14 protein-coding genes and 1 tRNA gene are annotated in these 16,120 nt (G+C 40.4%); 10 read left to right on the forward strand and 5 right to left on the reverse strand.

What is annotated here, in order from left to right; genetic code table 11:
• The first annotated feature begins 95 nt into the window (after positions 1-95).
• Positions 96-2,501, forward strand: coding sequence for a BspA family leucine-rich repeat surface protein (locus AC1EKB_RS00835; protein WP_481248566.1), 2,406 nt, complete (start codon positions 96-98; stop codon positions 2,499-2,501).
• Between the two features lie 201 nt (positions 2,502-2,702).
• Here AC1EKB_RS00835 and AC1EKB_RS00840 read toward each other — a convergent pair.
• Positions 2,703-2,776, reverse strand: a tRNA-Pro gene (locus tag AC1EKB_RS00840).
• 448 nt (positions 2,777-3,224) lie between these two features.
• On the opposite strand from AC1EKB_RS00840, the gene lysS reads away from it, so the two are divergent.
• Positions 3,225-4,901 carry a lysine--tRNA ligase gene (gene lysS / locus AC1EKB_RS00845; protein WP_060785558.1) on the forward strand — a complete coding sequence of 559 codons (1,677 nt, stop codon included), beginning with the start codon at positions 3,225-3,227 and terminating at the stop codon, positions 4,899-4,901.
• A gap of 155 nt (positions 4,902-5,056) precedes the next feature.
• Positions 5,057-5,797, forward strand: a complete 741-nt coding sequence (locus AC1EKB_RS00850) for a phosphoglyceromutase (protein ID WP_415694717.1) — start codon at positions 5,057-5,059, stop codon at positions 5,795-5,797.
• Positions 5,798-5,946: 149 nt separating this feature from the next.
• Here the strand turns inward: AC1EKB_RS00850 and phoU are convergent, their stop codons facing one another.
• On the reverse strand, positions 5,947-6,627 hold the full coding sequence (phoU, locus tag AC1EKB_RS00855; RefSeq protein WP_481248567.1) for a phosphate signaling complex protein PhoU: 681 nt from the start codon (positions 6,625-6,627) through the stop codon (positions 5,947-5,949).
• 145 nt (positions 6,628-6,772) lie between these two features.
• On the opposite strand from phoU, the gene AC1EKB_RS00860 reads away from it, so the two are divergent.
• Positions 6,773-8,212 (forward strand): sensor histidine kinase, encoded by a 1,440-nt coding sequence (locus tag AC1EKB_RS00860; protein WP_481248568.1) that lies wholly within the window; start codon positions 6,773-6,775, stop codon positions 8,210-8,212.
• Between the two features lie 58 nt (positions 8,213-8,270).
• Here the strand turns inward: AC1EKB_RS00860 and AC1EKB_RS00865 are convergent, their stop codons facing one another.
• On the reverse strand, positions 8,271-8,537 hold the full coding sequence (locus tag AC1EKB_RS00865) for a hypothetical protein (RefSeq protein ID WP_020759075.1): 267 nt from the start codon (positions 8,535-8,537) through the stop codon (positions 8,271-8,273).
• A gap of 146 nt (positions 8,538-8,683) precedes the next feature.
• On the opposite strand from AC1EKB_RS00865, the gene AC1EKB_RS00870 reads away from it, so the two are divergent.
• From AC1EKB_RS00870 to AC1EKB_RS00880, 3 genes are all read left to right on the forward strand, one after another.
• Positions 8,684-9,709 carry a CHAP domain-containing protein gene (locus AC1EKB_RS00870; protein WP_415694720.1) on the forward strand — a complete coding sequence of 342 codons (1,026 nt, stop codon included), beginning with the start codon at positions 8,684-8,686 and terminating at the stop codon, positions 9,707-9,709.
• 100 nt (positions 9,710-9,809) lie between these two features.
• Positions 9,810-10,577 carry a C40 family peptidase gene (locus tag AC1EKB_RS00875; RefSeq protein ID WP_415694721.1) on the forward strand — a complete coding sequence of 256 codons (768 nt, stop codon included), beginning with the start codon at positions 9,810-9,812 and terminating at the stop codon, positions 10,575-10,577.
• Between the two features lie 191 nt (positions 10,578-10,768).
• Entirely contained in the window at positions 10,769-11,812 is a 1,044-nt protein-coding gene (locus tag AC1EKB_RS00880; protein ID WP_481248569.1) for a universal stress protein, read from the forward strand.
• 126 nt (positions 11,813-11,938) lie between these two features.
• On the opposite strand, the gene AC1EKB_RS00885 is transcribed toward AC1EKB_RS00880, so the two are convergent.
• The gene (locus tag AC1EKB_RS00885) at positions 11,939-13,177 is read right to left on the reverse strand and encodes a glycosyltransferase (protein ID WP_415694723.1); all 1,239 of its coding nucleotides are present in this window, start codon (positions 13,175-13,177) and stop codon (positions 11,939-11,941) included.
• Between the two features lie 164 nt (positions 13,178-13,341).
• Positions 13,342-13,761, reverse strand: coding sequence for an OsmC family protein (locus AC1EKB_RS00890; protein WP_481248570.1), 420 nt, complete (start codon positions 13,759-13,761; stop codon positions 13,342-13,344).
• Positions 13,762-13,877: 116 nt separating this feature from the next.
• Here AC1EKB_RS00890 and AC1EKB_RS00895 point away from each other — a divergent pair, with 116 nt between their 5' ends.
• The 3 genes from AC1EKB_RS00895 (at position 13,878) to AC1EKB_RS00905 (ending at position 16,017) form a co-directional block, all read left to right on the forward strand.
• A complete protein-coding gene (locus AC1EKB_RS00895; protein ID WP_481248571.1) occupies positions 13,878-14,750 on the forward strand; it encodes a thymidylate synthase in 873 nt (290 codons plus the stop codon).
• A 79-nt stretch (positions 14,751-14,829) separates the two neighbouring features.
• Positions 14,830-15,453 carry a dihydrofolate reductase gene (locus tag AC1EKB_RS00900; RefSeq protein ID WP_481248614.1) on the forward strand — a complete coding sequence of 208 codons (624 nt, stop codon included), beginning with the start codon at positions 14,830-14,832 and terminating at the stop codon, positions 15,451-15,453.
• Positions 15,454-15,471: 18 nt separating this feature from the next.
• Positions 15,472-16,017: a low molecular weight protein-tyrosine-phosphatase gene (locus tag AC1EKB_RS00905; protein WP_481248572.1), complete on the forward strand. Its 546-nt coding sequence runs from the start codon at positions 15,472-15,474 to the stop codon at positions 16,015-16,017.
• Positions 16,018-16,120: the final 103 nt, after the last annotated feature.

Consider the following 16,120-nt stretch of genomic DNA (forward strand, 5'->3'; position numbering starts at 1 on the left):
TTTTTTTTTTTTTTAAGAGCTATACTTTCGTGCGTTGTATTGAGATTAGCCCGTATACGGGCTAACGATGGGATTGCGTAACTCGGAGGACTTCAATGAGGGGTAGTCTGCATAATAACGTTATTGGTTTGGTTGCTGTTTTTGCAACTATTGCAATGACAATGGAGTTTACTGGCAATGTAGCTAATGCTGAAACTGCTAGCGGTGTATCTAACAATATATCTAGAACTACTTCTAATACTAAGGCTAGTGAGAGTCCTGAAACCGATGTTACAAAAACTACAGAAAGGTCTTCCGCTGAATCTGAACCATCAGCGAGTAACATTTATAATAAATGGGGGACGGCTTCCTCTGGCATTAATTTGAAGGTTATGCTAGAAGAAAATAATGATAAGAATGAAGAAGGAACTCTAACTCTTCATATTAAGCCTGTTGATGATAAGCAAATAGCTCGTATAACTACACAGTTGAAAAACAGTACAGTACATGTAAACAACTCAAAGTTCGAATTATCAACTGTTGCTAGCAAAATTACTAAAGTTGTATTTGATGAACAAATTACGATGAGTGTATCTGAGAACATGTTTAAGGACATGGAAAATTTGGAGAGTGTTGAAAATATAAATAACATTAAGTTTAAAGAAGATAAAAGCAAAGATAAAAAACAAGCCGACATTGTTACAACAGCATATATGTTTGAGGATTGCCCAAAACTTAAACATATTGGTGGTATTGAAAACTGGGATTTAACTAATGTTGTTAATGCTGATGACATGTTCGACGGATGCTCTTCTATTACAACTTTAGACCTACATGGTTGGATAGTTCCTGATTTGGAATTAGCTCAAGGCATGTTTATGAATATGACAGCTCTGACGACTTTGATGTTGTTTAAACAAAAAGAAGCCAGTTTAACTCGTATTAATAACATGTTTACGGGTGATCAAAAATTAAACAAACTCAATAATATTGCTGATTTAAAAACATCAAAGGTAGTTGAATTCTACCAAACATTTGCTAAGACTGGTTTAACTACTTTAGACTTATCTAAATGGGATACTTCCGCAGCAGGAACAGATAAAACCGAAACGTTAGGCGGAATGTATGCGATGTTTGCATTAATGCCAAATCTTAAATCGATAAAATTTGGTGAAAAATGGAACACAAGCAATGTAACAAATATGTCTTCAATGTTTTATAACGATTCCAACTTGAAGTCTATTGATGTGTCTAACTGGAATACCAAAAAAGTCACAGACATGCATTATATGTTTGAAGGATCTGGTATTCAATCTTTAAATATTAGCGGATGGACGATTCCTCAAGGAACTGTAGATATTCCTGATGGTAATGATAAGACCTATAAAGTAAGTACTTCTTCAAATATGCTATATACCAATAATTTGCGTGATGTAACATTTCCTCACGTCAATATTTATTCCTCTATTCCAGTAGGCGTTTGGCGTGATTCCTCTGGAATATCGGGTGTAAATCCAGGTGAGAATATTGATCTTATTGCTAATACAAAATCCTCTAAAAAGTCAAACGAGCCTGCTAAAAGGCCTGTTACTAGTACGAAAACAATTATTCGTAAAGTACGAGACTACATTAAAGTAACTTTCAAGACAAGCGGTAAGAATAGTAAAACTGTTAATTGCATAGCGGATGTATTGCAAGGCAAAGATCCTGCAACCAAGAAAGCCAATACTTACTCAATTAATGGAATTCAAAACTTTATTAGTTGCAATCAAGAAGATGCAAATAAAGCTAGTAGGTCTGCTAGTGGTTCGTCTACTATGACTCTTTTTCAAGTAAAAAGTGCGTTAGGAATTAAATCAGGCGATACCGTTAAGTGGGATATTGATGAAACTCCAGTAGTAAAAAGCATTAAAGAGATAGTTCGTGGGCAAGGTGTAAATGCTGTTCACACAGGCATCTTCCATTCTGCAAGAGATAAAGATGCTATAGAAGTAACTGCTGACAATAAAAAAGAGCAGTCCGATTCTGTTTTTGGTGCCTATATTCTTTTGCCTTGGAAAGATGTTACGTTCACTGCGCATGTGACGCACAATCCATCGAATCCAGGTGGTGGTTCTAATCCAAGTGGTTCTAATCCAAGTGGTTCTAGCCCGATTAAGGATACGAATCCGAATAAGGATGTGAATCCTGATTCTTATTCAGACGAAAGTCTATCTGACGCTAAACATAATCATCAAAATATTTCTATTGACTCTACGATTTTGAATAATGGTGTTAATTCTGCAAAAACAAAAGATATTCGCAATAACACGTATGAAAAGAATATTAAGAAATCTAATAATGACGGAGAGAAAAATATTGCTGGTCAGGGTCACAAATCTGTGCCTATGCTGGCTCGCACTGGTAGTGTAATTGCTGAATTAAGCATGTGTGCGTATGTGGTGATGTGCGCTGGAATTGCTGTGTTTGCATGGAAGTGGAATCGTTTTGCTACTTCGCGTGGAAGCCACTTGCGTAAATAAGTTTGTTTTTGCAAAACCATTATTTGCAAGCATCAAAATCGAATGTCGTCATCGTTATGTCTCAGTGGAATATGTGGACATGTCCGCTGAGACATAACATTTGAAATTAACGCGAAAGCGGACATATGCGCTGAGACATGTGATAGAAAATAAAAAATCTCAGCGGAATATGAGGACATATCCGCTGAGATATCACAAAAGTCGGGCTGGTGGGATTTGAACCCGCGGCCTCTTCGTCCCGAACGAAGCGCGCTACCAAACTGCGCTACAGCCCGATGTTAATTGTGTGAATTCATCTTGCGAATACATGATGCAACTACATGCTGTAATCGCTCATGAAACACTACAACAACTTGGTTATAATAGCGTGAACTTGCTACAAAATATCATTGTGTGTCGCTGGTGTGTGTTGCTGTGTGTGTCGCTAGTAAATAAATTTTTTGAGATTTTATTAAAAATTTACTTTCACTTTTTTATGGCTTGCATGCAATCTGCAATATTTGCAAAATCATGTCTCTTTTCGTAAATAATTTTGTATATCTTAATAAAATAATAAAAATTTTTACTGTAAATCTATTTTTCTTCCGAAAACAGAAAAATATAAATATTTCTATAAAAATGTGTATTTGATGTAAAAATGATTCGCACAATCAACTAAATAACGCAATAAAACGTATTTGTTGCGCACTTATCTGTATTACCTAGTAGCTACAATTAGCGACTATGAGTGACACGAATACTACAATGCTCGCTGCGCAAAACGATGCAGCAGAAAATGAATCAACAGACAACGTCAACGAAATTGACACCGTTGAGCATGCCGAAATGCTGCTCGCGCAGGATGAGGTTATTGCTAAGCGTGTAAACGAGGGCGCAAGCCTGGACGAAGCAATTGACCCAAGCAATAAAGAGTTTGGTCCCCTTGCGCACCCAGAGCAGGTGCAAATGCGCGTTGCAAAGCGCGCGATGATGCTTAAGGAAGGCGTGCAACCATACCCAGTGCATCTTAACGTTACGGATACAATCGAAAAAGTTCGCGCCGATTTTGATGGCAAGCTTCAAGCTGGCGAAGAAACCGATACAGAGGTTGGCATTGCTGGCCGCGTGCTTTTCTTGCGTAATGCTGGCGGCTTGTGCTTCGTTAAGCTTTCTGCTGGTGACGGCACTACGATTCAGGCGATGGTTTCCAAGAAGGAAATCGGCGAAGAATCAATTAAAAGCTTCAAGCAGATGGTTGATTTGGGAGACCATTTATACGTTCGCGGTCGCGTTATTTCTTCCAAGACGGGCGAGCTTTCCGTATTTGCAACAGAGTGGGCGATTGCTGCTAAGGCTTTGCAGCCGCTTCCAGCTTTGCATAAGGAATTAAGTGACGATACTCGTACTCGCAAGCCATATATTGGCATGATTGCAGACGAGAAGATTCGAGATATGGTTCGCAGGCGTTCGCATGCTGTTGCTTCTCTTCGCCGCACTTTCGACAGCCACGACTTTTTGGAAGTCGAAACTCCAATGTTGCAAACGGTTCACGGCGGTGCTGCTGCTCGTCCGTTTACAACTCATATGAACGCTTTCGACATTGATCTCTACTTGCGTATTGCTCCAGAGCTTTTCTTGAAGCGCTGCTTGGTTGGTGGTATTGACCGCGTGTTTGAAATCAACCGTGATTTTAGAAACGAAGGCGTGGATGCAACTCACGCTCCAGAGTTTACAATGCTTGAGGCTTACCAGGCTTACGGCACTTACGATACGATTGGCGCTCTTACTAAAGAGCTGATTCAAAAGGCTGCTGTAGACGCATTTGGCTCCACTAAGGTGACTTTGCTTAATGGCGAAGAGTACGATTTTGGCGGCGAATGGAAGCAAATTACCATGTACGGCTCGCTTTCTGAGGCTTTGGGTGAGGAGATTACGCCAGAAACTTCTGTTGAGCATTTGGGCGCAATCGCAGACAAGCTTGGCGTTGAGCGCGACGAAGTGGAGAATCATGGCAAGTTGGTTGAGCACTTGTGGGAGCACTTCTACGAGGATAAGCTTTATGAGCCAACGTTTGTGCGCGACTTCCCAGTGGAGACAAGCCCACTTGTTAAGGGTCACCGCACAAAGCCAGGAATGGTTGAAAAGTGGGATTTGTACGTGCGCGGCTTTGAGCTTGCAACTGGCTACTCCGAGCTTAACGATCCTGTTGTGCAGCGCGAGCGCTTTGTTGCTCAAGCTAAGGATGCTTTGGCTGGAGACGTTGAGGCAATGGATATTGACGAGGACTTCATTGAGGCTCTCGGCGTTGGTATGCCTCCTGCTGGTGGCATGGGAATGGGTATTGACCGCTTGCTAATCGCACTTACGGGCGCAACCATTCGCGAGACGATTACGTTCCCACTTGTCAAGCCACTTCGCTAGTTGTGATTATCGCTAGTTGTATCAGTTATAATCAGTTGAATTAATCTTAAAAGTCGTTGAATGCTGTTTTTAGTGTTCGGCGACTTTTTGATTAAATTTTTCGTGTTTGTTTACTTTTTGTAAGTAGTCGTACGAAACGAATAGACTAGGTAACTATGACATATAAATTAGTATTGCTCCGACATGGTCAGAGCGCATGGAATAAGACCAATCAGTTCACTGGTTGGGTTGATGTACCGCTGACTGAGCAGGGTGTTGAGGAAGCTAAGCATGGTGGCGAGCTTCTTAAAGAGAAGAACGTTCTTCCAGACATCGTGTTCACTTCTTTGCTTCGTCGCGCTATCAACACCGCGAATTACGCGCTTGATGCAGCCGACCGCTTGTGGATTCCAGTTCGTCGTAGCTGGCGTTTGAACGAGCGTCATTACGGTGCTTTGCAAGGCAAGAACAAGTCTGAGATTCGTCAGGAATATGGCGATGAGAAGTTTATGATTTGGCGTCGTTCTTACGCAACTCCACCTCCACAGATTGATCCAAACGATGAGTATTCTCAGACGAATGATCCTCGTTACGCAGGCGATCCAGTTCCAGAAACTGAAGCTTTGGCAAACGTTGTGACTCGCGTAACTCCTTATTGGGAGTCGGATATTATTCCAGAGCTTAAGTCTGGCAAGACTGTAATGATTGCAGCTCACGGTAACAGCTTGCGCGCAATCGTTAAGATGCTCGACAACTTGAGCGAAGAAGAGATTTCCAAGGTGAATATTCCAACAGCTATTCCTCTTCTTTACGAGTTGGACGAAAACTTTAAGCCAATCAAGCCTCGCGGTGAGTATTTGGATCCAGAAGCTGCTGCTGCTGGTGCTGCTGCCGTGGCTGCTCAGGGTCAGAAGTGAGTTTGACTAGCTTAAGTTAGCTTAATTATCTTAAATTAACTTAAATAAAAAGTAGGTTTGCAAAATTAATTGCAAGCCTACTTTTGTTTTACAAGTTATTTTTGTTTTACGAGCTACTTTTGTTTTAAGTTTTTATTCAAAATCGTGTTTTATGCAACAACTGTGTCTTTATCTGGTTCTGGCTTCTTAGTTGGGTCAAATCCCGAAACAATAAATACAACTTGTCTTGCAGCAGCAACGCTGTGGTCGCCGATTCGCTCCATGAATCTGCTTAGAAGCACTAAGTCAATCAACTGTTTTCTAGTGCCGTTCCAGTCTTCACTTTCTACAAGCGCAAAAATGTGTTCGTGCAACTTATCCATTACATCGTCGCCATGAATAATTGCATCTGCTACATTAACGTCTCTATTTGAAAGCATGTCTGTTAGTTGCGTAGAAAGAGCGCGCAAAAAGTCAACCATTTTTTCAACAGTTTCTTTTGCTTGACTTGGTATTGCACAATCAGGCCAATTTCTTCTTGCGATTTGTGCAACGTGACTTGTTAAATCTCCCATGCGCTCAAAAGTTGCAGCAAGCCTCATAGTTGCAACTACTTCTCGCAAATCCGTTGCAACTGGATTTTGACGTGCAAGTAATATTAAGCACTGATCTATAACGTTTGCTTCTAGTGCGTCTAGCTTTGCATCGTTATCTATAACTGTTTGCGCGGATTCTAAGTCCGCGTTTACTAGAGCGTTTCCAGCATCGTTCATGGCTTTTGCAACAAGCTCTGCCATGCGTTCAATGTTTGATGCAACTGCTTTCATCTCTTCGTTGAAAATCACTCGCATGGTGCGTCCTTTCTTGCGTTCAATTGCGTTTGGAGCATATTCGCGTTTGTTTAGATTGCCCTAATCAAGTATAGACTACTGTGCGCACGTGCGTTAAACGTATTAGTCGCTTAAATGTGAGCGCGTTAGAGTATTCTTTAAGAGTATGCTTCAAGATTCGCCATATTCGCCTTTAATGGTGTTTGTTGTTTTTGCTTTGATTGCACTTTGCGTTGCAATTGTTGTGGTTATGTTTGCTTTTGACTTTGTTCTATCAGCATTTCGCAATGTTTTTGTTCCGTTTTTTGATTCTACTTTTAGTCGTATTTCTATGACTTTTAGACGTGGTTCTAAGCGCATTTTTCGCATAATTTTTCATCGTAATTTTAAGAAAATGCAAAAAGTTTTGGGCGATTCTGATTCCGATTCTGATTCCGACTTTGATGTAGACGATAGTTCCGAAGACATTAGCTACGATGCTTGCGCTGTTTTAGCTATGCTTCCAGGAGCTACGATTGTTGTTGATAAAAATAACGAAGTTTTGCGCGCGAGTTCGCAAAGCTACACTCTTGGTGTTGTTTTAGACGATTCGATTGTTCAGCCGCGCGTTTTGCAATCTGTAAATAACGTGCGATCTTCTGGAGGCTATGAAAGCTTTGATTTAGTGACTTTTACTCCTAAACAGTATGTAACGATTAGTGAAGATAACGATTTTTATGTAGATAATGTAGATAATGTAGATAAAACTTCGTATTTGCAATCTTCGGCTGCTTTCGATTCTTCATTAACACAATCTAGCGATTCCGCGTCTAATCCTTCTACAATTTCTAGACCTAATTGGCTTAATATTACAGTTGGAAGTGTTGGAACAGGCAAAGTCGTTGTTATTATAAACGATTCCAGTGCTAAGCATCTTTTTGAGCAAACGCGAAACGATTTTATAAGCAATGTTTCTAATCAACTTATTAGCTCAACACGCATGATTTCCAGCCTTACTAATGTTTTGCAAAGCAAAGATGTTAATGCAAGTCGTATTAAAGATATTGCTGCGTCTGCTCAAAAATCGTCTAAACACTTGGAACATATGTTAGAAGATTTGCTTCTTCTTATGCGAGCTCAAAGTCCTATTGATGCTTCAAAAGCTAGTGTTGTAAACGTTTTGAAAGTGTTGGAAGATGTTAAAAATCTTGTCTTTGCTCTTTCGTCTAGTCAAAATGTTCGCGTAATTATTAAAGCAGATTCTTCACTTAACGTTTTAGCGGATTCTAGTCAAATAAGCAGTGCGATTAGAAAACTTGTTGAAAACGCTATTATCTATTCTAAGAAAAATAGTGTTGTTGCGCTTTGCGCTTTAAAGTCAGAAGATAATCGATTTGCTGTGATTCGCGTTGTTGATTCTGGAATTGGAATCCCACTAAAAGATCAGCCGCGTATTTTTGAACGTTTTTATAGATCGAGTAATCAAAATGACTTTAGTAAAGACGGTGTTGGATTAGGTCTTGCTATTGCTAAGCACGTGGCTCTTACACATCACGGTAGCATAACATTGTGGAGTAGGCCTGGGCAGGGAACTACTGTTAATTTTGCGATTCCGCTTGCAAAGTAGTGCGCAAAGTAGTGCGCAAAGTCTTATGCAAAGTCTTATGCAAAGCTTGATTAGTAACTTATTTTCCTAATCTTCTATAATCCCAGCGATCAAAGTGTTCCCAGATTAAAAGCAAAATTCCAATTACGAATCCGCTAAGGCAAATTACAGCAAAGAACCACAATAAAAAGTGTAAAATAGCAAGAACAACTGTGATTAATGATGCTATTAGCCAAATAATCGTTCCAGCCATAAACGCTTTGCACAAGTCTACTCGCAATGGCTTAGGCGCTTCTTTGCGCGCGTCTGGATTAATAATCGGTGCTAGCTTCATATGATTAACCATACATCTTTGCGTGTTCAATATCAATTTTAAGAATTACATTGCGTAATACATTGCGTATTGTGTTTCGTATCCGTACCACATTGTATCCTTTAGATTTGTAAGTGTAAATTTGCGAATACGATTTAGAAGATTTTAGGAGCGATTTTATGAAGCATGCTGAGCATGGCGCTAAAGCGAAGGGGCGGTTTAATTCGCCTTTTATGCTTTTTACCTCTGTGCGCGGTTCTCATGCATCTTCTAGCAATCGTCATGCATTTTCTAGCAATAATAGTGCAGCCGTTTTAGCAAATAATGGTGCTGTTGTAAGTCTAGAAAACGTAGATTTAGAGAACGTAAATCAAGAATTTGCTGTTTCGTTATCTCGTCGCCAGCTTCGTTTAGCACGTGTTGCTAAAGAACGTAAGAATCGCATGATTGTTTCTGCTTCTTTGTTTGCGTTAGTCGGAGCTGCTTTAACTTCTATGACGTTGAACAAGCCTAATAGCATGGATTCTTTGGCTTCTAAATCTTATTCTTCTAAGTTGAGTTTTGTAGACGATTCTTCTGCTCAAGCAGCATCTCGTTCTAGTATGCGAGAAAGCATTAATCGCGCTAATAAATATTTGAACTTTAGCAGCGCAGTTGCTGGCCTTGAATCCGATTTAAGCGCATTTTCTACTAAGTCTTCTCATAAGTCTAAGTGGGATTTGGGTTCTAATTCCGATTTTAAGGTTTCGGAAATGTCTAAGTCTGCAGCAAATAATCCGAATGTTGCTGTTTTCTTGGATTCAGACGCAAAGATTGTTCCATCTGGTTTTAATCCAAATCACGATTCTGGCGATTCAGGAAATGCCTACGAATTTAGCCAATGCACTTGGTGGGTTTATGTTCGCAGGCATCAGCTTGGACTTCCTGTTGGATCCAATATGGGAGACGGATGGATGTGGGGCTGGACTGCTCGCAAGCTTGGCTACTGGGTAGATAACACACCTCGTCACGTTGGAGACATAATGGTGTTTGGCCGCGGTCAGGCTGGCGTTAATCGCACTTATGGCCACGTTGCAATCGTAGAAAAGATTAATCAAGATGGTTCTATAGAAACATCTGAATCTAGCGCCGAATATCACGGTAGAACTTATTCAAGAGCTGTTAGTGCTAAAGATGCTTCCGCTTTTGAGTTTATTCACTACTAATCTTTTAAGAGTTACTTGCATAATATTAGGCTTATAAACTTTTGTTGGTTTATTATGCGTTTTTTAGGCGCTTTGTATTGTTAACGTGTTAACATCGCTAATGATGGTTAAGCAAAAGTTTGAACAAAAGATTAAACAAAATAAGATTTTTTCTTCTGTAGTTGCGGGAGTTGTATGTACGACTCTTCTTGCTACTATGGTTCCTTTTGCTTGTGCTTATGCAGAAGAGTCTGCAATTACTTCTACGCGTTCGTTCCCTAAAGTAACATCTGTTAAGCGCGATTTATTAACAGAATCTACTTCTACAAGTGTTGATTCTAGTTCGCGCTGGGGTGGTATTGAGTCTTTGAATGTTCCACAAACTAAAAGTGCTGCAGAATTGGCGGCTCAGGCTTCGGCTCAAGCGGCTGCAGAAAATGCGCGTAATGCTGCTCGCAATAATGATGGCGATTACGATTCCGCTGCAAGTCGTTCTGGTGTTAGAGGAACATCGCAAAGCTATTTTGTTGCTCCTCCAGATGGTTCTTCTACGTCGTCAATGCTTAATTTTGCTGCTCAATTCTTAAACAAAGTGCCGTATCGTTCTGGTGGAACAACTCCTGCTGGTTGGGATTGCTCTGGCTTTGTACAATACGTTTTTGCAAATATGGGTGTTTCTTTGCCTAGAACTTCTGGCGCGCAAGCAACAGTTGGCACAGCTGTTCCAAGTCTTGCTCAAGCAGCTCCAGGAGATATTATTGCAAATGGCACTCACGCTGCGATTTACGTAGGCAATGGAATGGTTATTAATTCGCAATATGGCGGAACAAAATATAGCCCTATTCCTTACGTTTTTACATCTGCTTATTCAATTCGCCGAGTTTTCTAGCGTTAGTTTTCTAGCGTTAGTTTTCTATAGAGATTTTTTGGCGTAAGTCGCAAGTTTTTTTAGCAGAAATCGGCAATTGGCAAGTCATAAATAGCAAATCTTCTGTGTCGCGATAGACTCAAAACAATTAAACGGCTATTGTAGTATTTAAGCAAAGATTGCAAAATTCGCGCAATACTAGGAGGATCTAGATGACACAGAATGTTATTACACAAGAAAAAGCTGTTCTTGTAGGCGTTGATGGTTCTCATGCAAGCTATAAGGCTGTTTGGTGGGCGTCAAACTACGCTAAGCATGCTGGATTGCAACTTCAAATTGTTTGTGCATACTCTTTGCCAAGTTATGCTGCTGTGTCTTTTGACGCAACTTATAATGCCATCGGAGACGATAATGTTGCTCATCAAGACGCTCAAGAGATTCTTTCTAAAGCTAAAGCTGTAGCTTTAGAGCAGGGTGTGGATGCAACAACTTTGATTGTTACTGGCGACCCATCTTCTGTGTTTGTGGAGCTTTCTAGAAACTATCAACTTATTGTTATTGGAAACCGTGGTAAAGGTGGATTAGCAGAGCGTTTACTTGGCACAACAAGTTCTTCGCTTCCTGCATACGCTTATTGCCCAATTGTTGTTGTTCCATATACGGATGATGATGGTCAACGAATCCACTTGAACAATAAGATTTCTAAGATTGCTGTTGGCTCCGACGAATCTAAGTGGGGATTAAAAGCGCTTGAGATTGCTGCAGATTTGGCAGATAGTTGGAATGCTCAATTAGATGTGATTTCTGCTGTTCCTAGCGTTCAAGGAGCCGAGGGAGATACTGCAGTTATGGGATCTTATATGGAAGATCTTGACGAGCGTGTAAAGCCAATTTTGCAACGCTTGCCAAACTTAAAGATTCATCGTTCTGTAGTTCCTGGCTCTGCTGTAAATGCTTTGACTCAAGCTAGCTTAAACAACGATTTGGTTGTTGTTGGCTCTAGAGGCAGGGGTGGATTTACTGGTTTGCTTCTTGGTTCGATTAGTCAAGGTTTGCTTCAGCATTCGTCTAGACCAGTGTATGTTGTTCCTCGCAAGTACGTGGAGCTGAGCGCTGCACAAGTGGCTCAGCAGGCTAAGGTAAGTAACGATACTAGTGCTATTGATTCTATAAGTGGCGTTCATAAAGTTGATGTTCCAAAGGCTGGTGTTGAAGAAGCTAAGCAAATTGAGCAAACAATTGATCCGCTTCACTAGTAGATTGAAGTAGAAAATAGCGTCCAGAGCACTAAGATGGTGTTTTGGACGCTATTTTGTTTCAAAGCATAGCATTTATAATATGCGCTTTTTATTGTTTAAGTTTGATTTTATTTGTTCTTGATTTTACTTTCTTTTAAGCAAAAATCGTGCGCGTCTTGCTTCACGCTTAGCGCGTTTTTGAGCTAGTTCTTGGTTGTTAATGCTAATTGCGCGCTCATAAATCTTAATTAATTCTTGAGCTTGCTTTTTAAAGTCATTATTCTTTGAATATTCAAGAACATTTGCTTTTAACTGCTCTTGCTCTTCTTTGCTCATATTAAGAACGCGGCTAAACACTTGCTTAAAGTCTTCTTTAGAATCCCATTGGTATCCATTTTTGCCACTAATAATTTGATTTTCATTAGGAGCATCGTGCTTAACAAGCGCAAACAATCCAGAGGCCATTGCTTCCAGCATAGAAAGCGAGTGCATCTCCGATAGGGAAGCGGTAGTGTAGTAGTCCATTGCGTGCAAATATTTAGGAATTTGCGTGTGCTCAATAGGTCCTAGAAGGTAGATTCTATCTTCAAATCCTTTGCTTGCTACCTTATTGCGTAAGTCTTCTAAATCAGGGCCTCCGCCAATAACAACAAGTCGAGCTAAATCGCGCGGAAAATCGCAATACATAAAGTTGTCAATCAACTCGCTAATGTTCTTTTCGGCGCCAATTCTTCCAACAAACACAAAAAGCTTTGTGGAATCAGCAATACCGTATTTTTTACGGAATTCTTCTCTAAAAGCAATTCGCTCTGGTGTTGGTAAAAACTTTTTGTATTCAACGGCATTGCTAAGAACAACAACCTTTTTATCAACTTTTTGTCTGTCAATATAAGCTTGAGCCTTAGCAGACATGCTCGTAATAATTGTTGCGTTCTTAGAAAATCGCGTAAAATATTTTGCCGATATATTTCTCGAAAACTCAGTAAAATGCTTTAGACCAATGTAAAACAGGAATTTATCGTATTCGGTATGTAGCGTGTACACAACTGGAATATGCTCTTTTTTGGCCACTTCTAGGCCGATTTCTCCAATGCCAAACTCATTTTGAATATGAATAATATCTGGCTTAAAGTTAATAGGGAATTTTTTGCGCATGTTTCCAATTGGAATAGCAACTCTATACTTATAAAGCTTTTTCAAAAGAATGCCTGGAACGTAAACAACGCCGTCTACAAGCTTGGTTTTACGCTGTTTTTCGGAGCCAACTGTAACAACAAGAACTTCGTGCCCAAGTTCTTCGTACATTTTTTTAAGCATGTAGGATTGTGTTGCTACGCCGTTTATGTATGGTGGATACGTTTCTGTAAAAATCGCGATTTTCAAAGTTTCCTCCGATTACATAAATAGCTCTAACAACGTTAAAAGTTTAGCATTGTGTTTAGCATTGTGCCACAAATCGTTATTTTTTGCCACTTTAGTGGCGTTTTTTGAATCATCGGCTAGTGGCCATTTTCCGCGTGCTAAAAGTGCTGTCGCAAATCTTCCCGTTAATGCCGAATATTTACGCTAACTTGTACAGCAGCTCCGCGCTCAAGCGTGTGCTTAACTGTGCAACCCTTGCTAATATGCTTTTCCATGCGTTCTTTTAGTGCTTGTGCATCTTCGTTAGTTAGTGCAGGCTTTGCGCTTGTAGTGTCTACTGTTAAGTCTTCTTGGAATCTTAAGTAAGTTCCTTCTTCTAGGTCGTAAGTGCCATTTACAACTACGCGCGCGCCTTTTCCTTCTCCAATCGCATGCTCAACAGCGTATTGGCTGCTTAAAGCTGTGCAACCAGCTAGAGCTATTTGCATTAGTTCTACGGGAGAAAATTGCCCTTCACCTTTGCCAAATTTTAGTGTTGCTCCGTCTTCGCTTTTTGCAATCCAAGAGCCGTCTTCTAAACGTTCGACCCATATTCTTCTAGACATTTTTGCTCCTTTGCATTTGTTGTGCTTAGCTAAAACAATTATATAGAGATGTACAGTATAAGTATATTTGCACATGCATTGGTAGTGTTGAATTTAGCTAATGCTAGAATAAACGTATGGCTTTAACTCAACAAGAACTTGCAGATTTGCGCGCGCGCGTGCCGCAAAAACCAGTGTCAAATATTCCTACTCCTTACGAGGATTTGGTTAGAAAAATCTTTATGGAAGGCACATTAAAATCAGATCGCACTGGTACGGGAACAATATCTCTTTTTGGTCAACAAATTAGATTTGACTTAAGCAAGAGTTTCCCGCTTATAACCACAAAAACTGTGTTCTTTAAGGGGCTTGCATACGAGCTTCTTTGGTTCCTTAAAGGCTCTAGCAATGTGCGCTGGTTGCAAGAAAACGGCGTGCATATTTGGGATGAGTGGGCAGACGAAAATGGCGATTTAGGGCCTGTTTACGGCGTTCAGTGGAGGAGTTGGCCAGCGCCAACTGCTGAAAATCCAAATCGCACAATCGACCAGATTGCAAACGTTATGGATCTTATTAAAAATCATCCTGATTCTAGAAGAATGATTGTTAGCGCTTGGAATCCTGCAGAAGTAGAGAATATGGCTTTGCCTCCATGCCACTCGCTTTTCCAGTTCTACGTTGCCGATGGCAAGCTTTCTTGCCAGCTTTACCAGCGTTCTTGCGATATGTTCCTTGGTGTGCCATTTAACATTGCGTCTTACTCGCTTTTAACAATGATGATGGCTCAACAAGCAGGATTAGAGCCAGGAGAGTTCGTTTGGACTGGTGGCGATTGCCATATTTACGACAATCACGTTGAGCAAGTGCTTGAGCAGCTTTCGCGCGAGCCGTACCCGTATCCTAAGCTAGAAATTCGCAAAGCTGATTCTATTTTTAGCTACGACTATAGCGATTTTAAGGTTGTTGATTATAAGCATCATCCTACGATTAAAGCTCCTGTAGCTGTGTGAGATTTTGGTTGTTTGCTTGTTTGCTTTGTTTAGTGATTGATTAGTAGGCTTACGTAGGAGTTTTATGACTAACAATATTATGACTAGCAATATTCCTGTGCGCTTAATTTGGGGGCAAGCGTACGATTTTGAAGGTCGCGCAGGAGCGATGGGTGTAAATGGCGGCATGCCTTGGAGACTTTCCCCAGATTTGCGCTATTTTAAGGCAATGACAATCTCTTGCCCAGTAATAATGGGCAGAGGAACTTGGGATTCTATGCCAAAAAAATTTAGGCCTCTTCCCGGTCGCGAAAATATTGTTGTTTCTAGGAATCCATACTTTAATCCAAATGGAGCAAAAAGTTTTACAAATATTGAAGACGCAATATGCTACGCAAAAAAGTGGATTGAAGATAATCCTATTGAACTTGTAGATTCTTTGGATTTGCCAAAAGATGGCAGAGCAATTTGGATTATTGGTGGCGGCGCAATCTTTAGAGAAGTGATTAAGTCACAAATTGTTGACGCATCTTATGTAACTCAAATTGACACTAGAGTAGAAGCAGATACGTTTGCTCCAAACATTCAAAAACTTGTGGATGATGGATTGTGGAAAGTTGCGCGCGATGGCGATTGGCAGGAATCGCCTATAAAAGTTGGCGCGAATCAATTTAACGCAAAATACAAGTTTATGGTTTATGAGCCAGTTAAATCTAAAAAATAAGCTAGATTAAGGATATGTATGGAATCTTTAAGCAAAATTCACGTAGATGCTAAGCATCCGTATGTTGTTATGACAGTTTGTACGGGTAATATTTGTAGGTCTCCAATGGCAGAAATCGTTTTGCGTAACGAGTTTAAGCTTAGAGGATTAAGTGATGTTGTTGCTGTAAAATCATGCGGAGTAAGCGACGAAGAATACGGAAATCCGATTGATAGGCGTGCGCAAAAAGAGCTTAAAAGTAGGGGATATTCTTTGCCATTAAGCCATTTTGCGCATAGGATTGAGCGAGATGAAATAGAAGAGACGAATCTTTTTCTTCCAATGACTGCTTCGCATATGCAATCTTTGCTTAGGATTATTCCACCGCAAAAGCGTAGTCTTGTTCATATGTATAGGTCGTTTGATCCGTCTTTAGAAAAGCCACAAGCTGGCCGTGAAGCTGCTTTAGACTTGGCGGACCCTTGGTATGGTGGTCCTAAAGAGTTTGAGATTGCAATGGATCAAGTGGAGGAGTGCGCTCCGTACATTGTTGATTGGGTGGAATCGCAGATAACTCGAGAATAGTATTTGCATATAAATCGCAAGTAAAATCACAAGTAAAATCGCGTATAAATATATTAAAACCAGACGAACCGCTTGGAACGTCTGGTTTATTTTTAAACCTAAA

It is taken from the genome of Gardnerella sialicivorans subsp. sialicivorans (assembly GCF_056746795.1).